Here is a 24304-nt window from a genome sequence, read left to right as displayed (position 1 = left end):
GTTCATGCCGACCAACCCGCTCTACTCGTTCATCTCGTCCAGCCTGATCAAGGACGTGGGCGGAGATGTCGCCGCCCCACTTCGCCACGTCCTTGATCAGGCTGGACGAGATGAACGAGTAGAGCGGGTTGGTCGGCATGAACAACGTCTCCACGCCGGCCAGGCCGATGTTCATCTGGGCCATCTGCAGCTCGTAGTCGAAGTCGCTCACCGCACGCAGGCCCTTGATCAGCACACTCGCCTGCTGCGCGCGGCAGAAGTCGACGAGCAGGCCGCGGAACGACTCCACCCGGACGTTGTCGTACGAGGCGGTCACCTCGCGGAGCATGGCGATCCGCTCCTCGACGGTGAACAGGCCCTGCTTGGACTGGTTGACCAGCACTCCGACGATCACCTCGTCGAAGAGCCGGCTGGCCCGGCCGATGATGTCGAGGTGTCCGTTGGTGACCGGGTCGAACGAGCCCGGGCAGACCGCACGTCTCATGATCGGCGACCGTACCAAAGAGTGGTCTCGCCGTAACGTCTGCTGCGCTCCGGAGTGACACCTTCCACCCACGTGACCGGTCCGGTACGGCTGGACCGTTCCACGACCACCAGGGCGTCCGGTGCGAGCCAGTCACCGTCGACCAGCGCCGTCAGCATCGCGGTGATCTCGGCGTCCGGCACCGCGTACGGCGGATCGGCGAAGACCACGTCGTACGGCCCGTCGGTGGGCCCGGCCGCGAGCACGGTGGCGACCTTGCCGGTGACAAGGCGCGCGGCGGGAGCGGCCCGGAGCGCGGCGATGTTCTCCCGGATCACCCGGGCGGCCCGGGCGTCGGACTCGACGAGCAGGACGTGGGCCGCGCCCCGGGACAGCGCCTCCAGACCGACCGCGCCGGAACCGGCGTACAGGTCGGCGAAGCGCGCCCCGTCCAGGTCGGCGTGGGAGTGCACGGCGCTGAACAGCGCCTCGCGGACCCGGTCGGAGGTGGGCCGGGTGCCGGCGCCGGGCGGCGCGGCGATCCGCCGGCCGCCGAGCGTGCCGGCCACGATCCGGGTCAACGTCGCTCCCTGCGCATGCCCCGACGCTACGCGACGCCGCGAGGCGTGGACGACGTACCCGGCGCGACGATCCGTGACTCGACGTGCATCAATGATCTCGAATGCATAACGGACCCTTTACGACCCTTCGATCATGGTGACGCCCGCACTGTCGATCTCGCTAGGGTCTGGCCCGATTGCCGAGCGGACGCGTGGCTTCGGCCCCTCCGCCCGGCCTCTCCCATCCTCCCCTCGTCAGGAGTAGGCGTGAACCGTCTCCACCTCCGGCGTGCCGCCGTCCTCACCGCCGGCACGCTGCTCGGCCTCGCGGGCGTCGCCACCGTCGCCGGCCCGGCCGCCGCCCACCACCCCGAGCCGTCCGGCAGCTATTGCGCCACCGAGAACGGCACGGTGACCGTGACCTGGTCGGTGATCAGCAGCGAGACCGACATCTCCGGCCGGATCATCAAGATCGAATCCACGGTGCCCGGCGCGATCAGCGGCGGCCTCGCGGTCGGCGCGGAGCTGAAGCCGGCCGGCCAGGGCCCGCTGACCGGCACCCAGACCCACACGTTCGCCGGCCCGGTCCCGGAACTGAAGCTGACCGTCGGGGCGCACTGGGAGCGAGGTCGCAAGTCGCACGACGGCGAGCGGACCGTGACGGCCCGCCCGGGACGGAACTGCGCGACGCAGAGCCCGTCGCCCTCGCCCAGCACGCCGCCGAGCGCCGGCCCTTCGCCGAGCACGCCCGTCTCGCCGACCCCGACGCCCTCGGCGTCCGTCCCGCCGAGCCCGTCCGTCCCGCCGAGCCCGTCCGCCCCGCCCAGCTCTCCCGCCCAGCCCGCGGAGCCGATCTTCAAGCTGGACCAGGACTGCGACTCGATGACCTTCGTCGTGGAGAACCCGGCCGACGGCGTGCCCTTCACCGCCACGCTCACCACGGAGAAGGGCGTCACCAGGAAGCTCGTCTCCGAGCCGGGCAGGACCAGCTCGGTCGGGTTCGACGCCTACCCGGGCCTCAAGGTCACGGTGAAGTACGACGTGGTCGAGGACGCGGAGACCATCCCGTACGCCCAGCCGGACGACTGCTCCGGCCAGGGTGGCGGCCTGCCGGTGACCGGCCCGGCCGCGGGTGCCGTCGCCGGTGGCGCGACGCTGCTGCTGGCCGCCGGCGCGGTGCTGTTCGTGCTGGCCCGCCGCCGCCGGATCCGCTTCACCGCCTGATCCCCACCGAGGGCGCGCCGACCACCCGGTCGGCGCGCCCTCGCCGTTTGCGGGCCACCGACGGCTCAGACGGCGTCGAGCACCGACGTGACAGCGGCCGGGTTCACCTCGGCCTGGTTGGCCAGCAGGACGAGCCGCTCGTCGGAGTCGGGCAGCCAGGCCGCAAACGCCTTGTAGCCGCCGTTGTCCCCCGAGTGGTGCACCGCCCGCCGGCCGGCCAGCGGGCCGACGAAGAACCCGTAGCCGTACGCCTCGCCGGGCCGGCCGGTCGGCGCGTGCGGGGTGGTCAGCGCCGTCACCGAGGCCGGGGTGAGCAGCCGGCCCCGGCGCGGTACGTCCAGCCAGGTCAGCAGGTCCGCAGCGGTGCACCAGACGTCACCCGCGCCCATGCTGACCGTCGCCAGGTCCCAGGACGGCACCGGACGGCCGTCCTCGTGCCCGACCGCCACGTCCGGCCGATCGTCGCCCGCACCGGCGAAGCTGCCCGTCATGCCCAGCGGAGCGAAGACCTCCTCGGCCAGGAACCCCGCGTACGGCCGCCCGGACGCCCGTTCCACGGTCCGGGCCAGCAGCACGTAGCCGGGGCTGCTGTAGTGCCACCCCGTCCCGGGCGGGAACAGCGGCGGCAGCGCGGCGAACCGGCCGAGCAGCTCGTCCGGCTCGGCCGGCCCGTGCAGGTCGACAGCCGGGTACTCCTCCCAGTGGCCCAGGCCGGAGGTGTGGGTGAGCAGGTGGTGCAGCGTGATGCCGGACCACTCCGGCGGCGGGGTGCCGGGCAGCCACCGGGTGACGGGGTCGGTCAGGCGCAGCGCGCCGCGCTCGGCGAGCAGCAGCACCGCCACGGCCGCCATCTGCTTGCTGATCGAGGCGATCTGGAACCGCGTGGCCGGGGTGCACGGTCGGCCGGACGTCTCGTCGGCCGCCCCGACGACCCGGTCCACAAGGAGTTCGTCGCCCCGGGCCAGCAGCAGCACACCGCGTTCGAGGAATGGTGTCGACATCTGCGCGAGCCTAGGCACGCGACGCGAATGCCGCAGTCCCGCGGACCCGCACCGGCGGGGTCACCGGGCACGCCGGCCGCCGCCCTCGTGCGTCAGCCCTTCTCCAGGTATTCGGCCCGCTCCTCGTCGACCAGAGCGGCGACCGACGCCGCCAGCGCCGGGTGCCGGGCCAGCTCCGGATCCTCCTCGACCAGTTCGATCGCCTCGGCCCGCGCGTCGCGGATCAGGTCGGTGTCGCGCAGCAGCGAGAGCAGCCGCAGGTGGGAGCGCCGGCCGGACTGGGTCGCGCCGAGCACGTCGCCCTCACGGCGCTGTTCCAGGTCGAGTTCGGCGAGCTTGAAACCATCGGTGGTGGAGGCGACCGCGTCCAGCCGCTCCCGCGCGGACGAGCCCTCGGCCGCCTCGGTGACCAGCAGGCACAGACCGGCGGCCGAGCCCCGGCCCACCCGGCCGCGCAACTGGTGCAGCTGGGAGACGCCGAACCGGTCGGCGTCCAGCACGATCATCACCGTCGCGTTCGGCACGTTCACGCCGACCTCGACCACTGTGGTCGCGACCAGCACGTCCAGCTCGCCGTCGGCGAACGCGCGCATCACCGCGTCCTTCTCGTCGGCCGGCAGCCGCCCGTGCAGCACCCCGATCCGCAGCCCGTGCAGCGGCCCCTCGGCCAGCAGCGGGGCCACCTCGGTCACCGCCAGCGGCGGCCGGCGCCCGTTGTCGTCCTCCCGCGGCGCCTCCTCGTCGGACACCGGTCCTTCACCGATGCGCGGGCACACCACGTACGCCTGGTGGCCCTTCGCGACCTCCTCGCGCAACCGGCGCCAGGCCCGGTCGAGGAACGCCGGCTTCTCGGCGGCCGGGACCACGTGCGACGCGATCGGCGAGCGGCCCTGCGGAAGCTGGGACAGCGTGGAGGTCTCCAGGTCGCCGTAGACGGTCATGGCCACGGTGCGCGGGATCGGGGTGGCGGTCATCACCAGCACGTGCGGCGGCTGCTCGGCCTTGGCGCGCAGCGCGTCGCGCTGCTCCACGCCGAAGCGGTGCTGCTCGTCCACCACCACCAGGCCGAGGTCGTGGAAGTCGACGCCCTCGTAGAGCAGGGCGTGCGTGCCGAGCACGATGCCGGCGCGGCCCTCGGCCACCTCGGCCAGTGCCCGGCGCCGGGCCGCCGCGCCGAGCGAGCCGGTGACCAGCTCCACCCGGGTGGCGTCGTCGGCGGCGCCCAGCTCACCGGCCCGGCCGAGCGGGCCGAGCAGGTCGAGGATGCCCCGGTGGTGCTGGGCGGCGAGCACCTCGGTCGGGGCCAGCAGCGCGGCCTGCCCACCGGCGTCGACCACCTGGAGCATGGCGCGCAGCGCCACCACCGTCTTGCCGGAACCCACCTCGCCCTGGAGCAGCCGGTGCATCGGATGCGCCCGGGCCAGGTCGGCGGCGATCTCCCGTCCGACGACCTGCTGGCCGGAGGTCAGCTCGTACGGCAGCCGGGCGTCGAACGCGTCCAGCAGGCCGCCCGCCTTCGCCGGCCGGGCCCGCCCCGGCGACGCCGCCGCCCGGTGCTTGCGCTGCACCAGCGTGAGCTGCACGGCGAACGCCTCGTCCCACTTCAACCGGCGGCGGGCCCGGTAGAGCGCCTCCTTGCTGGTCGGGCGGTGGATCTCGCGCAGCGCGGTGCCGATGTCGATCAGATTGCGGGTGGCCCGCACGGTGGCCGGCAGCGGGTCCTCCGGCGGGGTGAACGTGTCGAGCACGACGCGGACGCAGCGGGCGATCACCCAGGTCGGCACCGCCGCCGCGGCAGGGTAGACCGGGATCAGCGCACCGGCGAACTCCTCGACCTCCTCGTTGGCCGCCGCCTCGCCCTCGCCGCCCTCGCCGAGCAGGACGTACTCCGGGCCGTTGAGCTGGCGCTTGCCGCGGAACTCGGTCACCTTGCCGGCGAACAGACCCCACCGGCCGGGCCGCAGCTCCCGCTCGCGCCACGCCTGGTTGCCGAAGAAGGTGCAGGTGAGTACGCCGCCGGAGCCGTCGCCGACGGTCACCTCCAGCAGGTTGCCGCGCCGCTGGCGCATCGGGCGCACAGCGGTGCGCTGCACCTGGGCCAGCACGGTGACCTGCTCCCCCACGTCGAGCGAGCGGATGTCGGTGTGCTCGCCGCGCTCGTCGTACCGGCGCGGGAAGTGGTAGATCAGGTCACCTGCGGTGTGCAGGTCGAGGTGCCCGGCCAGCGCCTTCGCGGTGCGCTCGCCGACCAGCTTCTTCAGCGGCGTGTCCACAGTGGCCGCCTCGCCCGTCATTCGACCCCCACCAGGAGCGGATAGTGCGGCTGCCCGCCCTCGTACGCCTGCACCTCGACGAACGGCCAGGCCCGCTCGACGTGCTCGCGGACCCGGTCGGCCAGCCCGGCCGGGGCGTCCGCGCCGCACAGCAGCGTGACCAGCTCGCCGCCGCCGCCGAGCATCCGGTCCACCATTGCGGTGCAGGTGTCGACCAGATCCTGCCCGATCAGGTGTACCTCGCCCTCGACCAGGGCCAGCACGTCACCCGGGCGGGCCGGGCCGGCGACGGTGAGCGCCTCGCGGGCGGCGTGGCAGACCTCGGCGTACCGGCAGGCGCCTGCTGCCTCGGCCATCGCGATCACGTCGTCCTCGAACCGCCGCTTCGGATCGCGTACGGCGAGCGCCGCGAGCGCCTGCACCGGCGAGCGGGTCGGCACCACGCTCACCTTGATGCCGAGGCCGTGCGCCTCCTTGGCCGCCGCGCTCGCCACCGACTGGGTGTTCGGGTCGTTCGGCAGCACCACCACCCGGGCGGCGCCGGTGGCCCGGATCGCGTCGAGCAGCTCACCGGTGGACGGGTTGGCGGGCACCACCACGGCGCCCTCGGCGGCGAACAGCTCCGCGATGCCCGCGCCGGTGGCCACCACCACGGCGGCCCGTCCTTCGGGCAGCGGCACCTGCGGCCCCGGCGCCGGGGCGCCCTGGTCGGCGAAGCGGGTCACGCTGATCCGGTGCGGGCGGCCGGCGACCACACCCGCCTCGACCGCCGCCCCGATGTCGTTGACGTGCACGTGCACGTTCCAGGTGCCCGCGCCGTCGCCGACGACCGCCAGGGAGTCACCGAGCGCGTCCAGCTCGGCGCGCAGCCGGGTCACCGCCTCGTCGGTGGCGTCGAGCAGGTATTGCACCTCGTAGGCGTACGCGTCGGAGCCGCTCTCCCGCACGGCGGTCACCGGCGCGCGGCGGGCGGGCGGCGCGGGCGCCGGCTGGGCCGGGCTCTCCCCCGTGACCACCTCGACCAGCGCGTCCAGCAGCAGGCACAGGCCGCGCCCGCCGGCGTCGACCACGCCCGCGCGGGCCAGCTCCGGCAACTGCTCGGGGGTACGCGCCAGCGCGTGCGCCGCCGCCTCGGCCGCGGCCCGGGCCACGGCGCGCAGGTCGTCACTGTCCGCCCGGCGGGCCGCGTGCGCCGCAGCGGCGACCACGCTCAGCAGCGTGCCCTCGACCGGCCGGGCCACCGCGGCATAGGCGGCGGTGGTGGCGTCGGCCAGGGCGTCGGCGAACTGCCGCCCGCGCACCGCGGGCACGGCGGCGAGCGTGTCGGCGAGACCGCGCAGGATCTGCGAGAGGATCACGCCGGAGTTGCCGCGCGCCCCGAGCAGCGCGCCCCGGGCCATCAGCCGCAGCGCGTGCCCGTGCGGGGTGTGCCCGTCGTCGGGGAGCGTGCCGAGGTCCATGGCCAGGGCCTGCTGGGCCGAGGTGAGCGTGAGCACCAGGTTGGTGCCGGTGTCGCCGTCGGGCACGGGGTAGACGTTCAGGTCGTCGATCTCGCCCTGGTGGGCCCGGAGGGCGGTCAGCCCGCTCGCGCACCAGCGGCGTACCGCTGCGGCGTCGAGGGTCTCCAGCACGTCGGGAAGCCTACTGGCGCACACCGACACGCGCCGGGGTCGTCCGCCGCGTGTCCGCCCCGGCCGACGGCACGGCGGGGACGCCGGTACGCTGGGTGGGCTCGCGAAAGGGCCGGTTGGGCGTACCGACTGTCATCGGGTAACCTGACCAGGTTGCCCGGGCAGCGCCTGGCGGCGACCTCATGAACGTTTCAATCCCAGGAGTATCCCGTGGCTAGCGTGTGCGACGTCTGTGGCAAGGGGCCGGGCTTCGGCCACAACGTGTCCCACTCGCACCGGCGGACCAACCGCCGCTGGAACCCGAACATCCAGTCGGTGCGCACCCCGGCCGGTGGCGGCAACACCAAGAAGTTGAAGGTCTGCACCTCGTGCATCAAGGCCGGCAAGGTCACCCGCGCCTGACGCGGTAGCGCCACCGGAACATCGTCGGTCGCCGGCGGATCCCTCGGGGTCCGCCGGCTTCTGTCGTGTCCGGCGACCCGCGGCGCCGTATCCACCGACCCGCCCCGCACCCCTGACCGACCGTACGGCGACCGGCTGGTACCGGCCGGTTAGGGTGCTGCTGCGCCGGCCGTCCGGTTCCGGCGCGAGCCGTGGGGAGGGTGACCGGTGGACCTCGATCTGGGTCGCGAGCAACTGGTGGTGGTGGGCGCGTCCTTCGGCTCGCTGAGCTGGTTCGACCAGGAACTGCCGCCCGGCAGCGTGGTGCTGGTCGAGGAGCCCGACGTGATCGCCCGCCGCGACCTGGCCCGGTTCGCCGAGCGGCTGCCGATGATCGGACGCCTCGTCGAGGCCGAGTACCAGACCGGCTTCGACCCGGACGCCCTGCTCGCCCGCGAGCCCGGCCTCGCCGACGCCCGGCTGGTCCTGCCCGGCCTGGAGTACGCGGTCGGCGCCACCGCCCGGCTCGCCGACCGCCTCGGTCTGCCGGGTGCCGGGGTGGAGGCCGCCGACGTCTTCTCCGACAAGCACCGGATGCGGCTGCTCGCCGACCGGATCGGGCTGGCCAATCCGGCCTACGAGCTGGTCGACGACCCGGCGCGGGCGGTGGAGTTCGCGCAGGCGCACGGCGGCCGGTGCGTGCTCAAGCCCACCCGCCGCTCGGGCAGCCTGGGCGTACAGCTGATCACCGACCCGGCCGAGGTGCCGGCCCGCTGGGCGGCGAGCGCCGCCCCGCCCGACCCGGCCGAGGCCACCGAGCGCGGCCTGCCCACCGGCGTGCTGGTCGAGGAACTGCTCGTCGGCTCCGAGCACAGCGTCGAGCTGCTCGTCGCCGACGGCGAGGTGATCTTCGCCAACGTCACCGACAAGCGGGTCGCCGGTGGCCGCTACCCGGTCGAGACCGGCCACACCGTGCCGTCCGCGCTGCCCGCCGCCGCGCACGACGCGCTGCGCGCCGCCGCGGTACGCCTCGCCGAGGCGGCCGGCTTCCGCAGCGGCATGCTGCACAGCGAGTGGATCCTCGCCGACGGCGTGCCGACGCTGGTGGAGTGCGCGGCCCGGATGCCCGGCGACATGATCACCGCGCTCATCTCGATCGCCTACGAGCGGGACGTCATCGAGGCGTACCTGCGGATCCTGCGCGGCGAACGGCCGGCGCTGCCGGCGCGGGCAACCGGCGCGGCGGCGATCGAGTTCCTGATCGCGCCGCCCGGCCGGGTCACCGCCGTGGACGGCCGGCGCGACGCGCTGCGCGTGCCGGGCGTGCTCGACGTGCAGGTGGAGACGAAGGTCGGGCAGACCGTGCCGGAGCTGCTCTCCTCGGCGCACCGCAGCGGGCACCTGATGGCCTGGGGCGCGACCCCGGACGAGGCCGCGAACGCCGCGCGCCGCGCCGCCGGGGAGATCCGCATCTCCGTCGGCTAGAGCGTGCGGGCGTACGACAGGCAGCCCGGGGCGTCCTTGTAGAAGCCGAAGTTCGGGATCCGCTCGTAGCCGGCCGAGGTGTACATGGCGATCGCCTCGGGCTGCTTGTCGCCGCACTCCAGCACGATCCGCTTGCGGCCGTGGTCGCGGGCGGACCGCTCGACCGCGGCGAGCACCGAGCGGGCCACGCCCCGGCCCCGGGCCGCCGGGTCGGTGTACATCCGCTTCAGCTCGGCCGTGTCGCCGTCCCCGCCGTGGCTGCGCCACCCGCCGCAGCCCACCGGCCGCCCGTCCAGGTAGGCGACGAGGAACGCGCCGTCCGGCGGGGTGAACTCGGCCGCGTCGACAGGGGTCTCGTCGCCGCTGCCGCCGTACCGGGCGCCGAGGTCGGCCAGCGCCGCCCGGATCAGCGCCTGCGACTCGGGCGCGTCGAAGCGCCGCTCCCGGATCTCGATCTCGCTCACCGTGCCAGGTTACGACCGCCGCCGGCCCCGTCCCGGCCCGGCGGCCCGGGGTCGGACGCAGATCACTCCGGGCCGCTATTCCGCCGTCCGGCGGAAGTGGTCCCAGCCGCGCGGGCCGCTGTAGGCGGCGCCGTCGACGGTGACCCCGGCGCCGGCCGCCACCCGCCCGACCGGCCGCCAGCCCTCCGGGAGCGCGGCGTCCCCCGGGAAGGTCGCCGCCAGCGCGTGGTCCTCGCCGCCGGCCAGGATCCAGGTGTACGGGTCGACGCCGAGCGCCTGCGCCGCGTCCCGCATCTGCCGGGGCACCTCGAACGCGTCGCGGCTCAGGTCGATCGCCACACCGCTGGCGGTCGCCACGTGCCCGAGGTCGGCCAGCAGCCCGTCCGACACGTCGATCATGGCGGTGGCCCCGGCCGCGGCTGCAGCGGGTCCGGCGGCGTACGGCACCTCGGGGCGGCGGAACGCCTCGACCAGCAGCCGGGGCGTGCGGAAGCCCCGGGAGAGCACGGTGTAGCCCGCCGCCGACCAGCCGGTGCGCCCGGCAAGCGCCACCACGTCCCCCGGCCGGGCGCCGGAGCGGACCACCGGGGCACGGCCGGCCAGGTTGCCGAGCGCTGTCACCGCGACGGTGAGCGTCGGGCTGCCGGACATGTCCCCGCCGACCACGCTCGCGCCGACGAGCGCCGCCTCCGCGCCCAGCCCGTCGGCCAGTTCCTCGGCCCAGGCCGGGTCCAGCTCGGCCGGCATGCAGAGCGCGACGAGCAGGGCGGTCGGGGTGGCGCCCATGGCGGCGATGTCGGCGAGGTTCGCCGCCGCCGCCCGGTGGCCCACGTCCCGTGCCGACGACCAGTCCCGGCGGAAGTGCCGGCCCTCCACCAGCACATCGGTCGAGGCGACCACCCGCCGGTCCGGCGCCGCCACCACCGCGCCGTCGTCGCCGGGGCCGAGCAGGCAGCTCTGTCCCTGCGCCAGCCGGGCGGTCACCCGGTCGATCAGGCCGAACTCACCGACATCAGTGACCGTCATTCCGTCCCCTCGCTCCGCTGCGTCGTTCCGCACGTCCCACCCCTGTCCGTACCGGCGTGTGCTCGCTCACCGCGTCCGACCGGCAACCGATAGGGATCACGGCCGCTCAGTACGGTAGTTTCACCCTTCGGGTCGCCCGGAGGCGACGGACGGAGGTCGAGTCGTGGTACAGGCGTACATCCTCATCCAGACCGAGGTCGGCCGGGCGCGTGACGTGGCCGGTCTGATCGCGGATCTGGCCGGCGTGGTACGGGTCGACGCCGTCACCGGGCCGTACGACGTGGTCGTGCTCACCGAGGCGAACACCGTCGACGAGCTCGGCAAACTCATCGTCAGCAACGTGCAGATGGTGCCCGGCATCACCCGCACCCTCACGTGTTCGGTGGTGCGGCTGTAAGTGGACGAGAAGGACACCTCCCCCCGCCGGGACGGCGCCACCCGCCGTGCCGCGCTCTGGGCGACGCTCGTCGCGGTGCCGGTGACCCTGGCGGTGGCCGGGTTCACGTTCGCCAAGCTGGCCCCGGAGTCTCCGGACGCCGAGCCGAGCGCGTCGGCGAGTCCCCGGGTGCAGTCCAGCGCGCCGGTCGAGATGCCCGCCCCGGCGCTGGCCGAGCGCCCGACCATCCTCTGCCGTGCCCTGATGTCGCAGCTCCCCGACAGCGTGCGTGACCTGCCGCAGCGCCCGGTCACCGCGGGCCCGGAGCAGAACGCCGCGTACGGCGACCCGGCGCTGACGGTGGCCTGCGGCGGCAGCCCGGCGCAGTTCCCGCCCACCGACGAGGTGTGGACTGTCAACAAGGTCTGCTGGCACGCGGCCGAGGAGGCCGACGCCACGGTCCTGACCACCGTCGACCGGGAGACCCCGATCCGGGTCCGGGTGCCGAAGTCGTACGAGCCGCCGCTTCAGTGGGTGATCTCGATCTCCGACACCATCGTCAGCTCCGTCCCCTCGGCGAAGCAGGCCCCCTCGGGCTGCTCCGCCTGACGCCGGCCGGCTCAGCGGCCGGCGCGGCGGTGCAGGGCGGTACGGATCAGCCGGTTGACCAGCTTCGGGTACTCCAGCCCGCTGGCCGACCACATCCTCGGGAACATCGACGTCGGGGTGAAGCCCGGCATCGTGTTGATCTCGTTGAGGTAGACGTCCATCTGCGGGGTGACGAAGAAGTCGACCCGGGCCAGGCCGGAGCAGTCGAGCGCGGTGAAGGCCCGGGTGGCGTAGTCGCGCACCTGCCGGGCCACCGGCTCGGGCAGGTCGGCCGGTACGTCGTACTCGCAGACCTCGTCGGCGAAGATGTACTTGGCCTCGAAGTCGTACCAGTCGCGGTCGCCGATCATCCGCACCTCGGCGAGCACGGAGGCCTCGGGAGCGCCGCCCGCCTCGCCCTCCAGCACGCCGCACTCGATCTCGCGGCCGACCACGGCGCCCTCGACGAGGACCTTGCTGTCGATCTCCCGCGCGGTGACGAGCGCGGCGTCCAGGTCCGCCCAGTCGTCGACCTTGGTGATGCCGAACGAGGAGCCGGCGCGGGACGGCTTGACGAAGACTGGCAGCCCGAGGCGCTCCTTGTCCTCCTCGCTCAGCGACATCCCGGCGCGCAGCACCGCGTACGGGCCGACCGGGATGCCCTCGGCGGCGCAGAGCTTCTTGGTGAACTCCTTGTCCATGGCCGCGGCGGAGGCGAAGACGTTCGCCCCGACGTAGGGGATGTCGGCCATCTCCAGCATGCCCTGGATGGTGCCGTCCTCGCCGTACGCGCCGTGCAGCACCGGGAAGACCACGTCCACGTCGGCGAGGGCGACCGGCCCCTGGGCGGGGTCGAGGACCATCAGGCCGCCGACGGCGGGGTCGGCGCGCAGCACCAGCTCGGCGCCGGAGCCGGCGGTGATCTCGGGGAGCTTGCGGTCGGCGATGGCGAGCCCGCTCGGGTCACCGCTGGCGAGCACCCACTGGCCCTGCCGGGTGATGCCGACCGGGACCACCTCGAACTCGTCCGGGTCGAGCGCGGCCAGCACGCTGCCGGCGCTGACGCAGGAGATGCCGTGCTCGGGGCTGCGGCCGCCGAAGACGATCGCCACACGGGTCTTGCCTGGGGTGGTCATGGTCACCTCATCGTTCGCGACTGCGGCTGGCCGTGCTCGCCGGTGGCGCTCACCCGACTGACCTTACTGTGCGTTGCCGCAAGCGGTGGTCGTTACCCGGGGAGACACGGAGTCGCGTGGCAAACGGTCAAGGTGACATCTACAGGGAGTAACGGAACGGCGTGCCTCAGAAGGCCGGGTGCCGGGGCCGGCGGCCGACCGCGATGACCTTCACCCGTTGCCGGCCGGCCCGAACCATGCCCAGCGCCATGAATGCGCCGGCGATCCGGTCGGCCGCCTCCCGGCTGCTCGCGCCGACCACCTGACGGCGGCGTTCCGGGCTGGTCCGTTCGTCACGGCAGGCGCCGTCCGGTGGACGCACGTCGGTCAGGACCACCAGGAACCTGGTCACCGCGGATCCCTTCCCGTCTCGTGGACCGGCAGGGGCACGCGGCGGTCGGATCGTGGGGGAGTGAAATCCGACCACCGCGCGCCCCATCCCCTCCGGTCGCTCACCACCACCGTCGCCACGACAACCGGCGGTGAGGACGCCGTCACACACTGACAGGTTCACCGGCGTGAATGCAACTCTCATCGGCTTTCTCTCATGCCCGCTTTCCCGCGGGATGTGCGACCATCGATGCATGGCGCCGAAGACCGCCCGGGCCCGACGGCTCGGCATCGCCCTGCGGACCCACCGGGAGGCCGCCGGCCTCACCCTGGAGGCCGCGGCCGACGAGATCAACAGCACCCGGAGCACGTTGTCCCGCTACGAGAACGCGCAGACGCTCGTCAGTCCCGCCACCGTGCGCGCGCTCCTGATCAGCTACGGCGTGGGCCCGGCCGACATCGCCGCGGCGGTACAACTGGCGAAGGACGCCCGCAAGCCGGGCTGGTGGGTGTCCTATTCGTACCTGCTGGACCAGCGCACCATCGACTTCATCGCGCTGGAGGCCGAGGCCACCGGCATCGCGAACTTCGAGCCGTCGGTGGTGCCCGGTCTGCTCCAGACCGCCGACTACATCCGCGGGGTGATGCGCGGCGGGCCGCACACGCTCACCGACGAGCAGGTGGAGCAGCGGGTCCAGCTACGGCTGGACCGCCAGCAGCGGCTCTCCGGCGCCGAGCCGCCGATCCTCGACGCCATCATCGACGAGGGCGCGCTGCTGCGCCCGGTCGGTGACCGCTCGGTCATGTCCGGCCAGCTCCAGCACCTGCTGAAGATGGCCGAGCTGCCGAACGTCACGGTGCAGGTGATCCCGCTCGCCGCCGGCTACCACCGCGGCACCCGGGGCTCGCTGCACATCCTGGAGTTCGCCGACCCGGAGGATCCGATCATCGCCTCGGTGGAGACCGTCGCCGGGCAGATGGTCCTCGACCGGCCGGGTGACCTGCGTACCTGCGCCAAGATCATGGAGCACCTGCGGACCGTGGCGCTGAGCCCGGCGGCCAGTCGGGACCAGCTCCTCCGCCTGCTGAACGAGAGGTGACCAGATGAACGGCACGAACCGCACGAACCCCGCACCGGCCCGCTGGCGCAAGAGCAGCCACAGTGGCGACGAGGGCGCGTGCGTGGAGATGGCGCCGCTGACCGGCGCGGTGGCGGTCCGCGACTCCAAGGACCCGGCCGGCCCGGTGCTGGTGTTCCCGCCGCACGCCTGGGCCGCGTTCACCGCGGCGCCGCCGCGCGGCTGAGCGGCCCGTCCGGCGGGCGGCGTCAGCCGAGTGGGGCGGCGGCGGTGACGGTGCCGCGTACCGCCTCCAGCGCCGCGATGGCCACTCCCCGCGCCCCGGCCATGTCCCGGTCCGGGACCAGCGCGAAGGTGGCCACCGCCCGCTGCTCCTCCCGGAGCACCGTGTGCTCGGCGACCGTGGCGAGGAACCAGTCCCGGAACTCCGGCTCCACCTCCACCACACCCCCGCCCACGAAGTACGCGTGCGGGTCGGTGAAGTTGGCCGCGATGGTGAAGAGCCGGCCCAGCGCCTTGGCCTGCTGGGTGAACACCAGGCGGGCCAGCGGGTCGCCGCGTTCGCCGTAGCCGCGCAGCAGCTTCGCCGCCCGGTCCGGCTCCTCCGCCGCGAGCGGATGCTCCGGATGCCGGGCCAGCCAGTACGGCAGCAGGTTGCGCCGGATCGCGGTGAGCGAGGCGACGCTCTCCGCGTCCCCGGTGAAGCCGCAGGCGCAGACCGGCGCCGCCTGGTCCGGCTCGACCAGGCCGTCCAGCGGGATGTGCACGTGCCCGAACTCGCCGGCCATGCCGGCCGCGCCGCCGACCACCCGGCCGGACTCCACCACGCCGCCGCCGAGCCCGGTGCCGACGATCGCGGACACCGACGACCGGGCCATCGCGTCGGCGCCGAAGTGCACGTGGTGGGCGTAGAGCGCGGCGGCGTTGCCGTCGTTGGCGTACACCACCGGCAGGCCCAGCCGCCGCTCCAGCGCGGTGCGCACGTCGAAGCCCCGCCAGGCGGGCTGGGAGAAGTTCGTCGAGCCGCGCGACGAGATCACGCCGGTGGCGCTGGCCGGGCCGGGCGTGTCCAGGCCGACCGCGCGGACCAGGTCACGCGGCACACCGGTGTGGGCCAGGACGCCGTCGAACGCCCGCGCCAGCGCCTCCACCGCCGCATCCGGCCCGGCGCCGACGTCGCTCGGGATCTCCAGCAGCCCGTCCACCAGGAACCGGCCGTCGACGGTCAGCACCGTGGCGTTGTCGCTCGTGCCCCCGTTGTCCAGCCCCACCACCACCGGCACACCTGAGCTGCCCACCGCCACGATCAGCCGGGGCGGCGGGCGGTGACCGCTGTCGCCTCCCGCTCCTCGTCGCTCACCACCGCCGGGTCCAGCCCGACGGCGGTGAACACGGCGCACAGTTCCGGGGCCTGCGCTGCGCTCGCCTCGACCACGACGTGCCCGCCCGGTGCGAGCCACTGCGCCGCGCCCGAGGCGACCCGGCGCAGCACGGCCAGGCCGTCCGTGCCGCCGTCCAGCGCCACCGGCGCCTCGTACAGGCGCGCCTCGGCTGGCAGCGAGGCCACCGCACCGGTCGGCACGTACGGCGCGTTCGCCACCACCAGGTCCAGCTCTCCGCGCCGCCCGGCCGGCAGCGCGTCGAACAGGTCGCCCTGGTAGACCGGGACGCCGAGCGGTTCGAGGTTGCGCCGGGCGCAGGCCACCGCCACCGGGTCGATGTCGGCGGCGGCCAGCCAGCGGGGAGCCAGCCGCTCGTGCAGCACCACGGCGGCGGCACCGGAGCCGCAGCACAGGTCGAGCACCGCCGGCGCCGGCCCGGCCAGCGCCGTCGCCGCGTCGACGAGCAGGGCGCTCCGGCCACGCGGCACGAACACCCCCGGGTGTACGGCGATCCGCCGGCCGCAGAACTCGGCCCAGCCGAGCAGGTGCTCCAGCGGCAGGCCGGCGACGCGACGGTCGACCAGGCGGGTCAGCGACTGCGCCGAGTCGGCGGCGGCGATCAGCAGTGCCGCCTCGTCCTCGGCGAAGACGCAACCGGCGGCGCGCAGCCGCCGGACGAGGGCGGGACGGTCGGGGGTGAACAGGGTGGATGCCATGGCAAGCCTTTCGGGAAGCGCTCGTCGGCGCCCCCGGCGTCGCCTCAGCCCTGAAGCGACGCGGACTCGGAGGGAGCGCCGGTCCTCTGCTGGTGGATCGGACTCACCTCCTCGGGTCGGGGCCGCACGGGCCGTGGCTGCCCGTCACCCTAGCCCAGCGGGCGACACGCCGTCAGCCCGCAGCGTCGAGCGCCGCCGTCACGTCGGCGAGCAGGTCGGCGGTGTCCTCGATACCGCAGGAGAACCGCACGAAGCCCGGCGACGTGTCGTCGCCCCACTGGGCCCGCCGGTCGGCTGTGGTGTGCAGGCCGCCGAACGAGGTGGCGGCGGCCACCAGCCGGGAGGCGCCGAGGAACCGGGCCACCCGGTGCTCGTCGCCCAGGTCGAACGAGAGCACACCCGGCACGCGCCGCATCTGGGCCGACGCGACCGGATACGCCGGGTCGTCCGGCCGTCCGGGCCAGCGCACCCCGGTGACGTCCGGGCGGCCCGCGAGCAGGTCGGCCAGCGCCCGCGCGTTCGCGGTCTGCCGGGCCAGCCGCAGGTCGAGCGTGGCCAGCGAGCGGTGGGCAAGCCAGCAGTCGAACGCGCCCGGCACCCCGCCGGTGGCGTTGCGCCAGGTGGTCGCCGCGTCCCGCAGCCCGGCGTCCCGGGTGGCCAGATAGCCCAGCAGCAGGTCCGAGTGACCGGTCAGCGCCTTGGTGCCGGAGGCGACCACCACGTCCACGCCGAGGTCCAGCGGGCGCTGCCCGAGCGGCGTGGCGGTGGTGTTGTCCACCGCCACCAGCGTTCCCGCGGCGTGCGCGGCGGCGGCCACCGCCCGCACGTCGGCGACGTCCAGGCCGGGGTTCGCCGGGGTCTCCAGCAGCACCAGCCGGACACCGTCGAACGACGGGTACGGCCCGGCCGTCGGCACGAGCACCACGCGTACGCCGAGCTGTTCCAGCGTGTCCGAGGCGAACGCCCGCACCGAGAAGTAGCCGTCGGCGGGCAGCAGCACGGTGTCGCCGGGGCGCAGCACTGTCAGCAGCAGCCCGGTGACGGCGGCCTGGCCGCTGGCGAAGACCCGGCACTCGCCGCCCTCCAGCTCCCCGATCGCGGTCTCCAGCAGCCGCCGGGTGGGGTTGTCGGGCCGCCCGTACCCGTTCACAGCCGCTGACGGGCCGCGCTCCGGGTCCAGGTGGTACGGCGCGGCGAAGACCGGGCCGGGCAGGAACGGCTGGCCGGGGACCGCGTCCGGCAGGCCGGCGTGCACGGTGCGCGTGCCGTCACCCCAGTGCTCGTTCGTCATCCCGGCTCCGCTCACTCGTACGACTCGGGCTTGGCGGTACGGCTCATCAGCGCGTCCACCGCCAGGCGCGGATCCATCCCCTCGTGGCAGATCCGCTCGATCTGTTCGGTGATCGGCATCTCCACCCCGTGCGCCCGGGCCAGGTCGCGGATGGCCAGGCAGCTCTTGACGCCCTCGGCGGTCTGCCGGGTGGCCGCCTGGGCCTGTTCCAGCGTCTCCCCCCGGCCCAGGTGCTCGCCGAAGGTGCGGTTGCGGGCCATCGGCGACGAGCAGGAGGCGACCAGGTCACCCATGCCGGCCAGCCCGGCGAACGTGATCGGGTCGGCGCCGAGCGCCACGCCCAGCCGGGCGGTCTCGGCCAGGCCGCGGGTCATCAGCATGGCCCGGGTGTTGTCGCCGAAGCCCATCGCGGTGGCGATGCCGTACGCCAGCGCGATCACGTTCTTCACCGCGCCGCCCAGCTCGCAGCCGATCACGTCGTCGTTGGTGTAGGGGCGGAAGTACGGCGTCCGGATGGACGCCTGCACCAGTGCCGTACGCCGGCTGTCGGTGCCGGCGACCACTGTGGCGGCCGGCTGCTCGGCGGCGATCTCCGGGGCCAGGTTGGGCCCGGAGACGACCACCACCCGGTCGGCGGGCACCCCGGCGGTCTCCGTGATCACCTGACTCATCCGCTTGGTGGTGCCCAGCTCGATGCCCTTCATCAGCGACACGAGCGTGGCGTCCGCCGCCAGGTACGGCGTCCAGTCGGCGAGGTTGCCGCGCAGCGTCTGCGAGGGCACCGAGAGCACCACCACCTCGGCCCCCTCGATCGCCTCGGCGGCGTCGCCGGTGGCGGTCACCCGCTCGGGCAGGCGGATCCCCGGCAGGTACTCGGGGTTGTGCCGCCCGGTGCGGATCGCCTCGGCCACGGCGGCCCGGCGGGCCAGCACGGTGACGTCCCGCCCGGCGTCGGCGAGGATCTTGGCGAACGCGGTCCCCCAGGAACCGGCGCCCAGCACCGCGACGTGCCCGCTCATTCGGTGACCTCCTGCGTACCGGTCCGGACGGGCCGCTGCCAGAGCGGCGGTGGCGTGCCGCCGCGGATCTCCGCCATCAGATCCCGGATCCGCAGCATGATCGTGTCGGTCATCTCCTCCAGGATCGGGCGCGTCGGCGTGGCGCCCGCCCAGCGGCTCAGGTCCACCGGCGGGCCGGCGACCACAGTCACCGGCGTACGCGGGCGCAGCCCGAACCGGGCCGTCCGGGGGTCGAACATCCGCTCCGGGCCGACCATGGCCACCGGGATCACCGGGGCGCCGGTGGCGAGCGCCAGGCGGGCCGCGCCGGTCTTGCCCTTCATCGGCCACAGGTCCGGCTCCCGGGTGGTGGTGCCCTCCGGGTAGATCACCACGGCACCCCCCTCCGCCAGCGCGGCGATCAGCTTGTCCAGCGACTTGACCGCCTCGACGGTGCCCCGCTCGACCGGAATCTGCTGGCACCGGTGCAGGATCCCGCCGACCACCGGCACCCGGAACACGCTGGCCTTGCCGAGGAAGCGCGGCCAGCGCCCGGCGTCGTAGACGAAGTGCGCGACGACGAGCGGATCGGCGTGCGAGATGTGGTTGGGAACGATGATGACGCCGCCGTCGTGACCCAGGTGCTCCATGCCCCGCCAGGTGCGGCGGCTCCAGACGGTCATCAGCGGCTTCACCAGCACCACGGCGAGCCGTCGCCAGAACCCCAGCCTGCGCCGTGCCACAGTGCCTCCTCGATCCGCCCTCGCGCCCCGGCACAGAATCATGCCTGTTCGCCCCCGCTGCGGCCAGTGCGGGTACCGGCGCCCTCGCTGGCAGGATGGTCTGCGTGTCTGAGGCCCGCTGGACCGTGGTGATGCCGGTGAAGCGCCTTCCGGCGGCGAAGAGCCGTCTGCGGGGCGCGCTGCCCGGCGTACCCCATGAGGAGCTGGCGCTGGCCCTGGCGACCGACACGCTGCGCGCGGTGCGGGCGTGCCCGGCGGTCGCCGGGGTGCTCGTGGTCACCGACGACCCGCGGGTGACCGCGTCCGTCCAGGCGGCGGGCGCCCGGGTCGCCGGCGACCCCGGCGGCGGGCTGAACGCCGCGTTCCGGCACGGCGCGGCCGTCGCCGGGCCGCGCGCCGCCGTGGCCGGCCTGACCGCCGACCTGCCGGCGCTGCGACCGGCCGAGCTGGCCGCCGCGCTGCGGGCCACCCGGGGGGTACGCGGGTTCGTGGCGGACGCCCCGGGCGGAGGCACGGTGCTGCTCGCCGCGCCGGCCGGGGCGCCGCTGGCACCGCGGTTCGGGCCCGGTTCGGCCGCGGCGCACGAGGCGAGCGGGGCGCTGCCGCTCGCCGGGGAGTGGCCCAGCCTGCGCCGGGACGTGGACACCCCGGCCGACCTGGCCGACGCCGCCGGGCTGGGCGTGGGGCCGCGTACCGCCGCGCTGCTGGCCCGGGTCGCCGCAGCGGTGGAGTACGGTGCTGGCATGCAGGGGACGGTGGCCACCTACGACGCGTCGACCCGCAGCGGTGTGCTGCTGCTCGACGACGGCACCGAGCTGGCGTTCCCGGCCCGCGCGTTCGACGCCTCCGGGTTGCGGCTGCTCCGTTTGGGGCAGCGTGTCCGGATCGAGCGGGACGCCGACGGCGAGGTGGTCCGGGTGACCTTGCCGACGATGGCGTGAACAACCTGGCCCGAGTTCATTTTCCGTTCACCCTTATCGGGGAATCATGAGGTGGTGAGCACCCCTCGCGAGCACCCTGACGGCCCGCCGCCGATCCTCGACCCCGGCACGCCCCGCAACGGACGCCCCACCCGCGGCCCGGACGGGCGGTTCCGCCAGCCCCGGCCCCCGGAGGAGCGCCTCGGCGCCGACCCGGACGCGGCCGGCGCCACCGGGCTGGACGAGCCGCTCGACCCGGTGGAGGGCCCCGGCCCGGCCGACGAGACCCCCGCGGCCGCCGCCCCGCCGACCGCGCCGCCGCTGCCGGAGGACCGTTTCCTCAACCGGGAGCTGTCCTGGCTCGACTTCAACGCCCGGGTGCTGGCGCTCGCCGAGGACCCGCGCACCCCGCTGCTGGAACGGGCGAAGTTCCTGGCCATCTTCGCCAGCAACCTGGACGAGTTCTACATGGTCCGGGTCGCCGGGCTGAAGCGGCGGCTCTCCGCCGGCCTGCCGGTACGCGGCGGTGACCGGCTGCCGCTGCGCACCCAGCTCGACCTCATCACCGAGAAGGCCGCCGGCCTGGTCGCCCGGCACGCCACCTGCCTGGTCGACGACGTGCTGCCGAAGCTCGCCGCCGAGGACATCCGCATACTGCGCTGGAGCGACCTGGACGACGCCGAGCGGGAGCGGCTGCGCACCTGGTTCCGGGCGCACATCTTCCCGGTCCTCACCCCGCTGGCGGTCGACCCGGCGCACCCGTTCCCGTACATCTCCGGCCGGTCGCTGAACCTGGCCGTCTCGGTACGCGACCCGGACGGCGGCTCGGAGCTGTTCGCGCGGGTCAAGGTGCCGAACAACGTGCCCCGGTTCGTCCGGGTCCACCGCGGCCAGCCGGGCGTGCGGTTCCTGCCGGTCGAGGACCTCATCTCGGTGCACCTCGGCCAGCTGTTCTCCGGCATGCAGGTGGTCGAGTGCCACCTGTTCCGGGTGACCCGCAACGCCGAGGTCGAGGTGGACGAGGACCGCGACGAGGACCTGCTCCAGGCGCTGGAGCGGGAACTGGCCCGCCGCCGGTTCGGTCCGCCGGTACGCCTGGAGGTGGCCGCCTCCATCTCCGACCACATGCTGGAGCTGCTCGTCCGCGAGCTGGACGTGGACGACCACGACGTGCTGCGGGTCCGTGGCCTGCTCGACCTGTCCGCGCTCTGGCAGGTCTACGGCGAGGCCGACCGGCCCGACCTGAAGGACCCGCCGTTCGTGCCGGCCACCCATCCGCGCCTGGCCGAGGGTGAGGTGCCGCGCAGCGTCTTCGCCACGCTGCGAGACGGCGACGTGCTGGTGCACCACCCGTACCACTCGTTCGCGACGAGCGTGCAGCGCTTCGTCGAGCAGGCCGCGGCCGACCCGAACGTGCTCGCCATCAAGCAGACGCTCTACCGCACCAGCGGCGACTCCCCGATCGTGGACGCGCTTGTCGACGCTGCCGCCGCCGGCAAGCAGGTGGTGGTGCTGGTCGAGTTGAAGGCGCGCTTCGACGAGGTGGCGAACATCGGCTGGGCGCGCACGCTGGAGCGGGCCGGCTGCCACGTGGTCTACGGCCTGGTGGGCCTCAAGACGCACTGCAAGACCGCGCTCGTCGTACGCCAGGAGGGCAACCAGATCCGGCGGTACTGCCACATCGGCACCGGCAACTACCACCCGAAGACCGCCCGGCTCTACGAGGACTTCGGCATGCTCACCGCCGACCCGGAGATCGGCGCCGACCTGACCGACCTGTTCAACGTGCTCACCGGCTACAGCCGGCAGACCGCGTACCGGCGGCTGCTGGTGGCGCCGCAGGGCATCCGCAGCGGCCTGATCGAACGCATCGACCGGGAGATCGAGCACGTCCGGCTGGGCATGCCGGGGCTCGTGCAGTTCAAGGTGAACTCCCTGGTGGACGAGGAGATCACCGACGCGCTCTACCGGGCTTCCCGGGCCGGCGTGCACGTGGACCTGCTGATCCGCGGCATGTGCACGCTGCGGCCGGGCGTGCCGGGCCTCTCGGAGAACATCCGGGTCCGCTCGATCCTCGGCCGGTTCCTGGAACACTCCCGGATCTTCCGGTTCGGCAACAACGGCGACGCCGAGTTCTGGATGGGCTCGGCCGACCTGATGCACCGCAACCTGGACCGCCGGGTGGAGGCGCTGGTGCAGGTGAGCGACCCGGTGGCCCGGGCCGAACTGGACCACGTCCTCACCGCCGCGTTCGATCCCGACGTGGACGCGTTCGAGCTGGCCGCGGACGGCACCTGGCACCGGCGTACCGGCGACGGCGACGTGCCGCTCACCCACCTCCAGGATCTGTTGCTGCGCCGGGTCGGCGGCCGGGCGGACTGACCGGGCCGTGGCGCGTGCCGGGCGGGCATACGGTGAGCGGGTGAGCGACGACGAACCGGTGCGGATCCGGGCCGCGGGCGGCGTGGTGTGGCGCCCGGGTCCGGCCGGCGTCGAGGTCTGCCTCGTGCACCGTCCCCGGTACGGCGACTGGTCGCTGCCGAAGGGCAAGCTGGACCGCGGCGAGCATCCGCTCGTGGCCGCCGTCCGGGAGGTGGCCGAGGAGACCGACGTACGGGCGGTGCCGCAGGTACGCCTGCCCACGGTCCGCTACCGCAGCGAGGGCCTCGCCAAGGCGGTCGACTACTGGTCCATGCGGGCGGCCGGCACCGGCGGGTTCCAGCCCGGCACCGAGGTCGACGACGTGGCCTGGTTCCCGGTCGACGACGCGGTACGCCGGGTCAGCTACCCGCACGACGCCGAGGTGATCGCCGCGTTCGCGGCGCTGCCGCCGGTCACCGCGACGGTGCTGCTGGTCCGCCATGCGCACGCCGGCAAGCGCGGCACCTGGACCGGCCCGGACCACGGCCGGCCGCTGGACGAGCAGGGGTGGGCGCAGGCACGTCTGCTGGTCCCGCTGGTGGCGCTGGTCCGCCCGGCCCGCCTGTTCTCCGCCTCGGCCCGGCGCTGCGTGCAGACGCTGGATCCGGCGGCCGCCCGGCTGGACCTGCCGATCGAGGTCTGCGGCGACTTCGACGAGCCGGAGCCGGGCCAGCAGGTCGAGGAGTGCGCACTCGCCGCCGCGGCGCGGCTGACCGCGCTGGCGCTGGCCGTCGGGACGGTCGCGGTGTGCAGCCAGGGCAAGGTGATCCCGGGCGCGCTGGAACGGCTCACCGGCCGCGTGGACGAGGACTTCACCACCGCCAAGGGCGGCGGCTGGCTGCTGCCGTTCGCCGGTGACCGGCTGGTCGTCGCCGACCGCCTGTAGTCGCGGCTCTCCCGCTGTCGGTGGTGCCCTCGCCCGACGCGCCTTCAGGGCAGCGTGACGGTGAGCGTCACCGGGAGGTGGTCGCTGGCCTCGGTGCGCGGCGCGCGTACCTCGTTCGCAGTCAGTCCCGGCGACACGAAGACGTGGTCGATCTGGGTGCGCGGATCGTCGGCCGGGCTGGTCCGCAGCGGCCGGGCCGGTGCCAGCGCGTCCACCAGCCCGGCGCGGGTGAACTCGGCGAACGCAGGGTCGTCCGGCTCGGTGTTCAGGTCGCCGCCGAGCACCAGTGGACGGCCGTTCGCGTAGCGGCCGGCGAACGCGGCCACCTCGCCCGCCTGCTCGACCGGATCCCGGCCGGGCGGCGGTTGCAGGTGCGTGGCCACCACCGCCAGTTCCCGGCCGCCGAGGTCGAGCGTGACGCCGAGGGCCTGCGCCCCGGTCGGCGCGCCGTGCGCGGTCAGCCGCCTGGTCTGCCCGGAGCGCATCGGGAAGCGGCTGAGCACCGCGTCGCCCCAGACCGGGTCGGCGGCGGGCGCGAAGACGTACGGCATCCCCAGCCGCCCGGCCAGCAACGCCAGCGTGTCGTGGCCGCCGTTGAGCCACCAGCCCCGGTCCACCTCGCTGAGCAGCACCACGTCCGCGCCGCGCAACACCCGGGCCACCGCGTCCAGGTCCAGCCGGCCGTCCAGGCCGAACCCCATCCGGATGTTGTACGCGGCCACCCGTACCGCCGCCGGGGGGGTAGTGGCCCGGGCCTGTGCCGGCGGCACGTGCAGCGCGGCGGCGAGCCCGGCCAGCGCGGTGAGCCCCGCCAGGGCCGCGACCCGGACCGTGGCGGGCAGCACCGGACCGGGTGACGCCGCGCCGGGCGACGTCGGGGCGGCGTCACCC

Annotated in this window: 25 protein-coding genes and 1 pseudogene; 11 read left to right on the top strand and 15 right to left on the bottom strand. The window is 74.5% G+C overall.

What is annotated here, in order from left to right; all coding sequences use genetic code 11:
* Both coaD and rsmD read right to left on the bottom strand, forming a co-directional pair.
* A partial coding sequence (gene coaD / locus F8279_RS21090; protein WP_151500827.1) for a pantetheine-phosphate adenylyltransferase occupies nucleotides 1-484 on the bottom strand: 484 nt, incomplete at its 3' end.
* On the bottom strand, nucleotides 481-1044 hold the full coding sequence (gene rsmD / locus F8279_RS21085; protein ID WP_091419466.1) for a 16S rRNA (guanine(966)-N(2))-methyltransferase RsmD: 564 nt from the start codon (nucleotides 1042-1044) through the stop codon (nucleotides 481-483). The genes coaD and rsmD, both read right to left, overlap by 4 nt.
* A 246-nt stretch (nucleotides 1045-1290) precedes the next feature.
* On the opposite strand from rsmD, the gene F8279_RS21080 reads away from it, so the two are divergent.
* Nucleotides 1291-2247, top strand: a complete 957-nt coding sequence (locus F8279_RS21080; RefSeq protein ID WP_091419464.1) for a hypothetical protein — start codon at nucleotides 1291-1293, stop codon at nucleotides 2245-2247.
* 65 nt (nucleotides 2248-2312) lie between these two features.
* Here F8279_RS21080 and F8279_RS21075 read toward each other — a convergent pair whose 3' ends face one another.
* The 3 genes from F8279_RS21075 to F8279_RS21065 all read right to left on the bottom strand — a co-directional run bounded on the left by F8279_RS21075 (nucleotide 2313) and on the right by F8279_RS21065 (nucleotide 7152).
* Nucleotides 2313-3248, bottom strand: a complete 936-nt coding sequence (locus F8279_RS21075) for a serine hydrolase (RefSeq protein WP_091419461.1) — start codon at nucleotides 3246-3248, stop codon at nucleotides 2313-2315.
* A gap of 92 nt (nucleotides 3249-3340) precedes the next feature.
* A complete protein-coding gene (gene recG, locus F8279_RS21070) occupies nucleotides 3341-5542 on the bottom strand; it encodes an ATP-dependent DNA helicase RecG (protein WP_091419459.1) in 2202 nt (733 codons plus the stop codon).
* Nucleotides 5539-7152, bottom strand: coding sequence for a DAK2 domain-containing protein (locus tag F8279_RS21065; RefSeq protein WP_091419456.1), 1614 nt, complete (start codon nucleotides 7150-7152; stop codon nucleotides 5539-5541). Before F8279_RS21065 ends, recG begins: the two co-directional genes overlap by 4 nt.
* Nucleotides 7153-7362: 210 nt before the next feature.
* On the opposite strand from F8279_RS21065, the gene rpmB reads away from it, so the two are divergent.
* The gene (gene rpmB / locus F8279_RS21060) at nucleotides 7363-7554 is read left to right on the top strand and encodes a 50S ribosomal protein L28 (protein WP_011905179.1); all 192 of its coding nucleotides are present in this window, start codon (nucleotides 7363-7365) and stop codon (nucleotides 7552-7554) included.
* 207 nt (nucleotides 7555-7761) lie between these two features.
* On the top strand, nucleotides 7762-9018 hold the full coding sequence (locus tag F8279_RS21055; RefSeq protein WP_091419453.1) for an ATP-grasp domain-containing protein: 1257 nt from the start codon (nucleotides 7762-7764) through the stop codon (nucleotides 9016-9018).
* Here F8279_RS21055 and F8279_RS21050 read toward each other — a convergent pair.
* Nucleotides 9015-9482, bottom strand: coding sequence for a GNAT family N-acetyltransferase (locus F8279_RS21050; RefSeq protein ID WP_091419451.1), 468 nt, complete (start codon nucleotides 9480-9482; stop codon nucleotides 9015-9017). The two genes, F8279_RS21055 and F8279_RS21050, sit on opposite strands and share 4 nt — an antisense overlap.
* Nucleotides 9483-9557: 75 nt before the next feature.
* Nucleotides 9558-10508 carry a thiamine-phosphate kinase gene (locus tag F8279_RS21045; RefSeq protein ID WP_091419448.1) on the bottom strand — a complete coding sequence of 317 codons (951 nt, stop codon included), beginning with the start codon at nucleotides 10506-10508 and terminating at the stop codon, nucleotides 9558-9560.
* A gap of 163 nt (nucleotides 10509-10671) precedes the next feature.
* Here F8279_RS21045 and F8279_RS21040 point away from each other — a divergent pair, with 163 nt between their 5' ends.
* Nucleotides 10672-10905, top strand: coding sequence for an Lrp/AsnC ligand binding domain-containing protein (locus tag F8279_RS21040; RefSeq protein ID WP_088646044.1), 234 nt, complete (start codon nucleotides 10672-10674; stop codon nucleotides 10903-10905).
* A complete protein-coding gene (locus tag F8279_RS21035; RefSeq protein ID WP_091419446.1) occupies nucleotides 10906-11493 on the top strand; it encodes a DUF3515 domain-containing protein in 588 nt (195 codons plus the stop codon).
* Nucleotides 11494-11504: 11 nt separating this feature from the next.
* On the opposite strand, the gene F8279_RS21030 is transcribed toward F8279_RS21035, so the two are convergent.
* Nucleotides 11505-12608, bottom strand: coding sequence for a D-alanine--D-alanine ligase family protein (locus tag F8279_RS21030; protein ID WP_091420221.1), 1104 nt, complete (start codon nucleotides 12606-12608; stop codon nucleotides 11505-11507).
* Between the two features lie 166 nt (nucleotides 12609-12774).
* Nucleotides 12775-12999 (bottom strand): hypothetical protein, encoded by a 225-nt coding sequence (locus tag F8279_RS21025; protein WP_091419443.1) that lies wholly within the window; start codon nucleotides 12997-12999, stop codon nucleotides 12775-12777.
* 232 nt (nucleotides 13000-13231) lie between these two features.
* Between F8279_RS21025 and F8279_RS21020 the strand changes: the two genes are divergently transcribed.
* Together F8279_RS21020 and F8279_RS21015 are read left to right on the top strand one after the other, a co-directional pair.
* Nucleotides 13232-14077, top strand: coding sequence for a helix-turn-helix transcriptional regulator (locus F8279_RS21020; protein WP_091419440.1), 846 nt, complete (start codon nucleotides 13232-13234; stop codon nucleotides 14075-14077).
* Nucleotides 14078-14081: 4 nt separating this feature from the next.
* Entirely contained in the window at nucleotides 14082-14282 is a 201-nt protein-coding gene (locus tag F8279_RS21015; RefSeq protein ID WP_091419438.1) for a DUF397 domain-containing protein, read from the top strand.
* 22 nt (nucleotides 14283-14304) lie between these two features.
* Here F8279_RS21015 and F8279_RS21010 read toward each other — a convergent pair whose 3' ends face one another.
* The 5 genes from F8279_RS21010 to F8279_RS20990 all read right to left on the bottom strand — a co-directional run bounded on the left by F8279_RS21010 (nucleotide 14305) and on the right by F8279_RS20990 (nucleotide 19186).
* A complete protein-coding gene (locus F8279_RS21010; protein WP_091420218.1) occupies nucleotides 14305-15354 on the bottom strand; it encodes an ROK family protein in 1050 nt (349 codons plus the stop codon).
* 8 nt (nucleotides 15355-15362) lie between these two features.
* Nucleotides 15363-16154: a putative protein N(5)-glutamine methyltransferase gene (locus tag F8279_RS21005; RefSeq protein WP_091419435.1), complete on the bottom strand. Its 792-nt coding sequence runs from the start codon at nucleotides 16152-16154 to the stop codon at nucleotides 15363-15365.
* Between the two features lie 172 nt (nucleotides 16155-16326).
* Nucleotides 16327-17445 carry a cystathionine gamma-lyase gene (locus F8279_RS21000; protein ID WP_091419432.1) on the bottom strand — a complete coding sequence of 373 codons (1119 nt, stop codon included), beginning with the start codon at nucleotides 17443-17445 and terminating at the stop codon, nucleotides 16327-16329.
* An 11-nt stretch (nucleotides 17446-17456) separates the two neighbouring features.
* Nucleotides 17457-18464, bottom strand: coding sequence for an NAD(P)H-dependent glycerol-3-phosphate dehydrogenase (locus tag F8279_RS20995; RefSeq protein ID WP_091419430.1), 1008 nt, complete (start codon nucleotides 18462-18464; stop codon nucleotides 17457-17459).
* Nucleotides 18461-19186 carry a 1-acyl-sn-glycerol-3-phosphate acyltransferase gene (locus F8279_RS20990; RefSeq protein WP_091419428.1) on the bottom strand — a complete coding sequence of 242 codons (726 nt, stop codon included), beginning with the start codon at nucleotides 19184-19186 and terminating at the stop codon, nucleotides 18461-18463. The genes F8279_RS20995 and F8279_RS20990 overlap by 4 nt, the downstream gene beginning before the upstream one ends.
* Before the next feature lie 95 nt (nucleotides 19187-19281).
* Here F8279_RS20990 and cofC point away from each other — a divergent pair.
* The 4 genes and pseudogenes from cofC to F8279_RS20975 form a co-directional block, all read left to right on the top strand.
* A pseudogene (gene cofC / locus F8279_RS20985) lies at nucleotides 19282-19890 on the top strand (2-phospho-L-lactate guanylyltransferase); the annotation flags it as partial.
* A gap of 39 nt (nucleotides 19891-19929) precedes the next feature.
* Nucleotides 19930-20127, top strand: coding sequence for a cold-shock protein (locus tag F8279_RS30675; protein ID WP_043330566.1), 198 nt, complete (start codon nucleotides 19930-19932; stop codon nucleotides 20125-20127).
* 216 nt (nucleotides 20128-20343) lie between these two features.
* Nucleotides 20344-22488 (top strand): RNA degradosome polyphosphate kinase, encoded by a 2145-nt coding sequence (locus F8279_RS20980; protein WP_225853352.1) that lies wholly within the window; start codon nucleotides 20344-20346, stop codon nucleotides 22486-22488.
* A gap of 7 nt (nucleotides 22489-22495) precedes the next feature.
* A complete protein-coding gene (locus F8279_RS20975; protein ID WP_091419422.1) occupies nucleotides 22496-23413 on the top strand; it encodes an NUDIX hydrolase in 918 nt (305 codons plus the stop codon).
* Between the two features lie 44 nt (nucleotides 23414-23457).
* On the opposite strand, the gene F8279_RS20970 is transcribed toward F8279_RS20975, so the two are convergent.
* The coding region (locus tag F8279_RS20970) for an endonuclease/exonuclease/phosphatase family protein (protein WP_192580738.1) at nucleotides 23458-24304 on the bottom strand (847 nt) is incomplete at its 5' end.

It is taken from the genome of Micromonospora sp. AMSO1212t (genome assembly GCF_008868145.1).
GTDB lineage: Bacteria > Actinomycetota > Actinomycetes > Mycobacteriales > Micromonosporaceae > Micromonospora > Micromonospora tulbaghiae.
The sequence above is the reverse complement of the archived record's forward strand: the minus strand, read 5'-3'. Positions and strand labels throughout refer to the sequence as shown.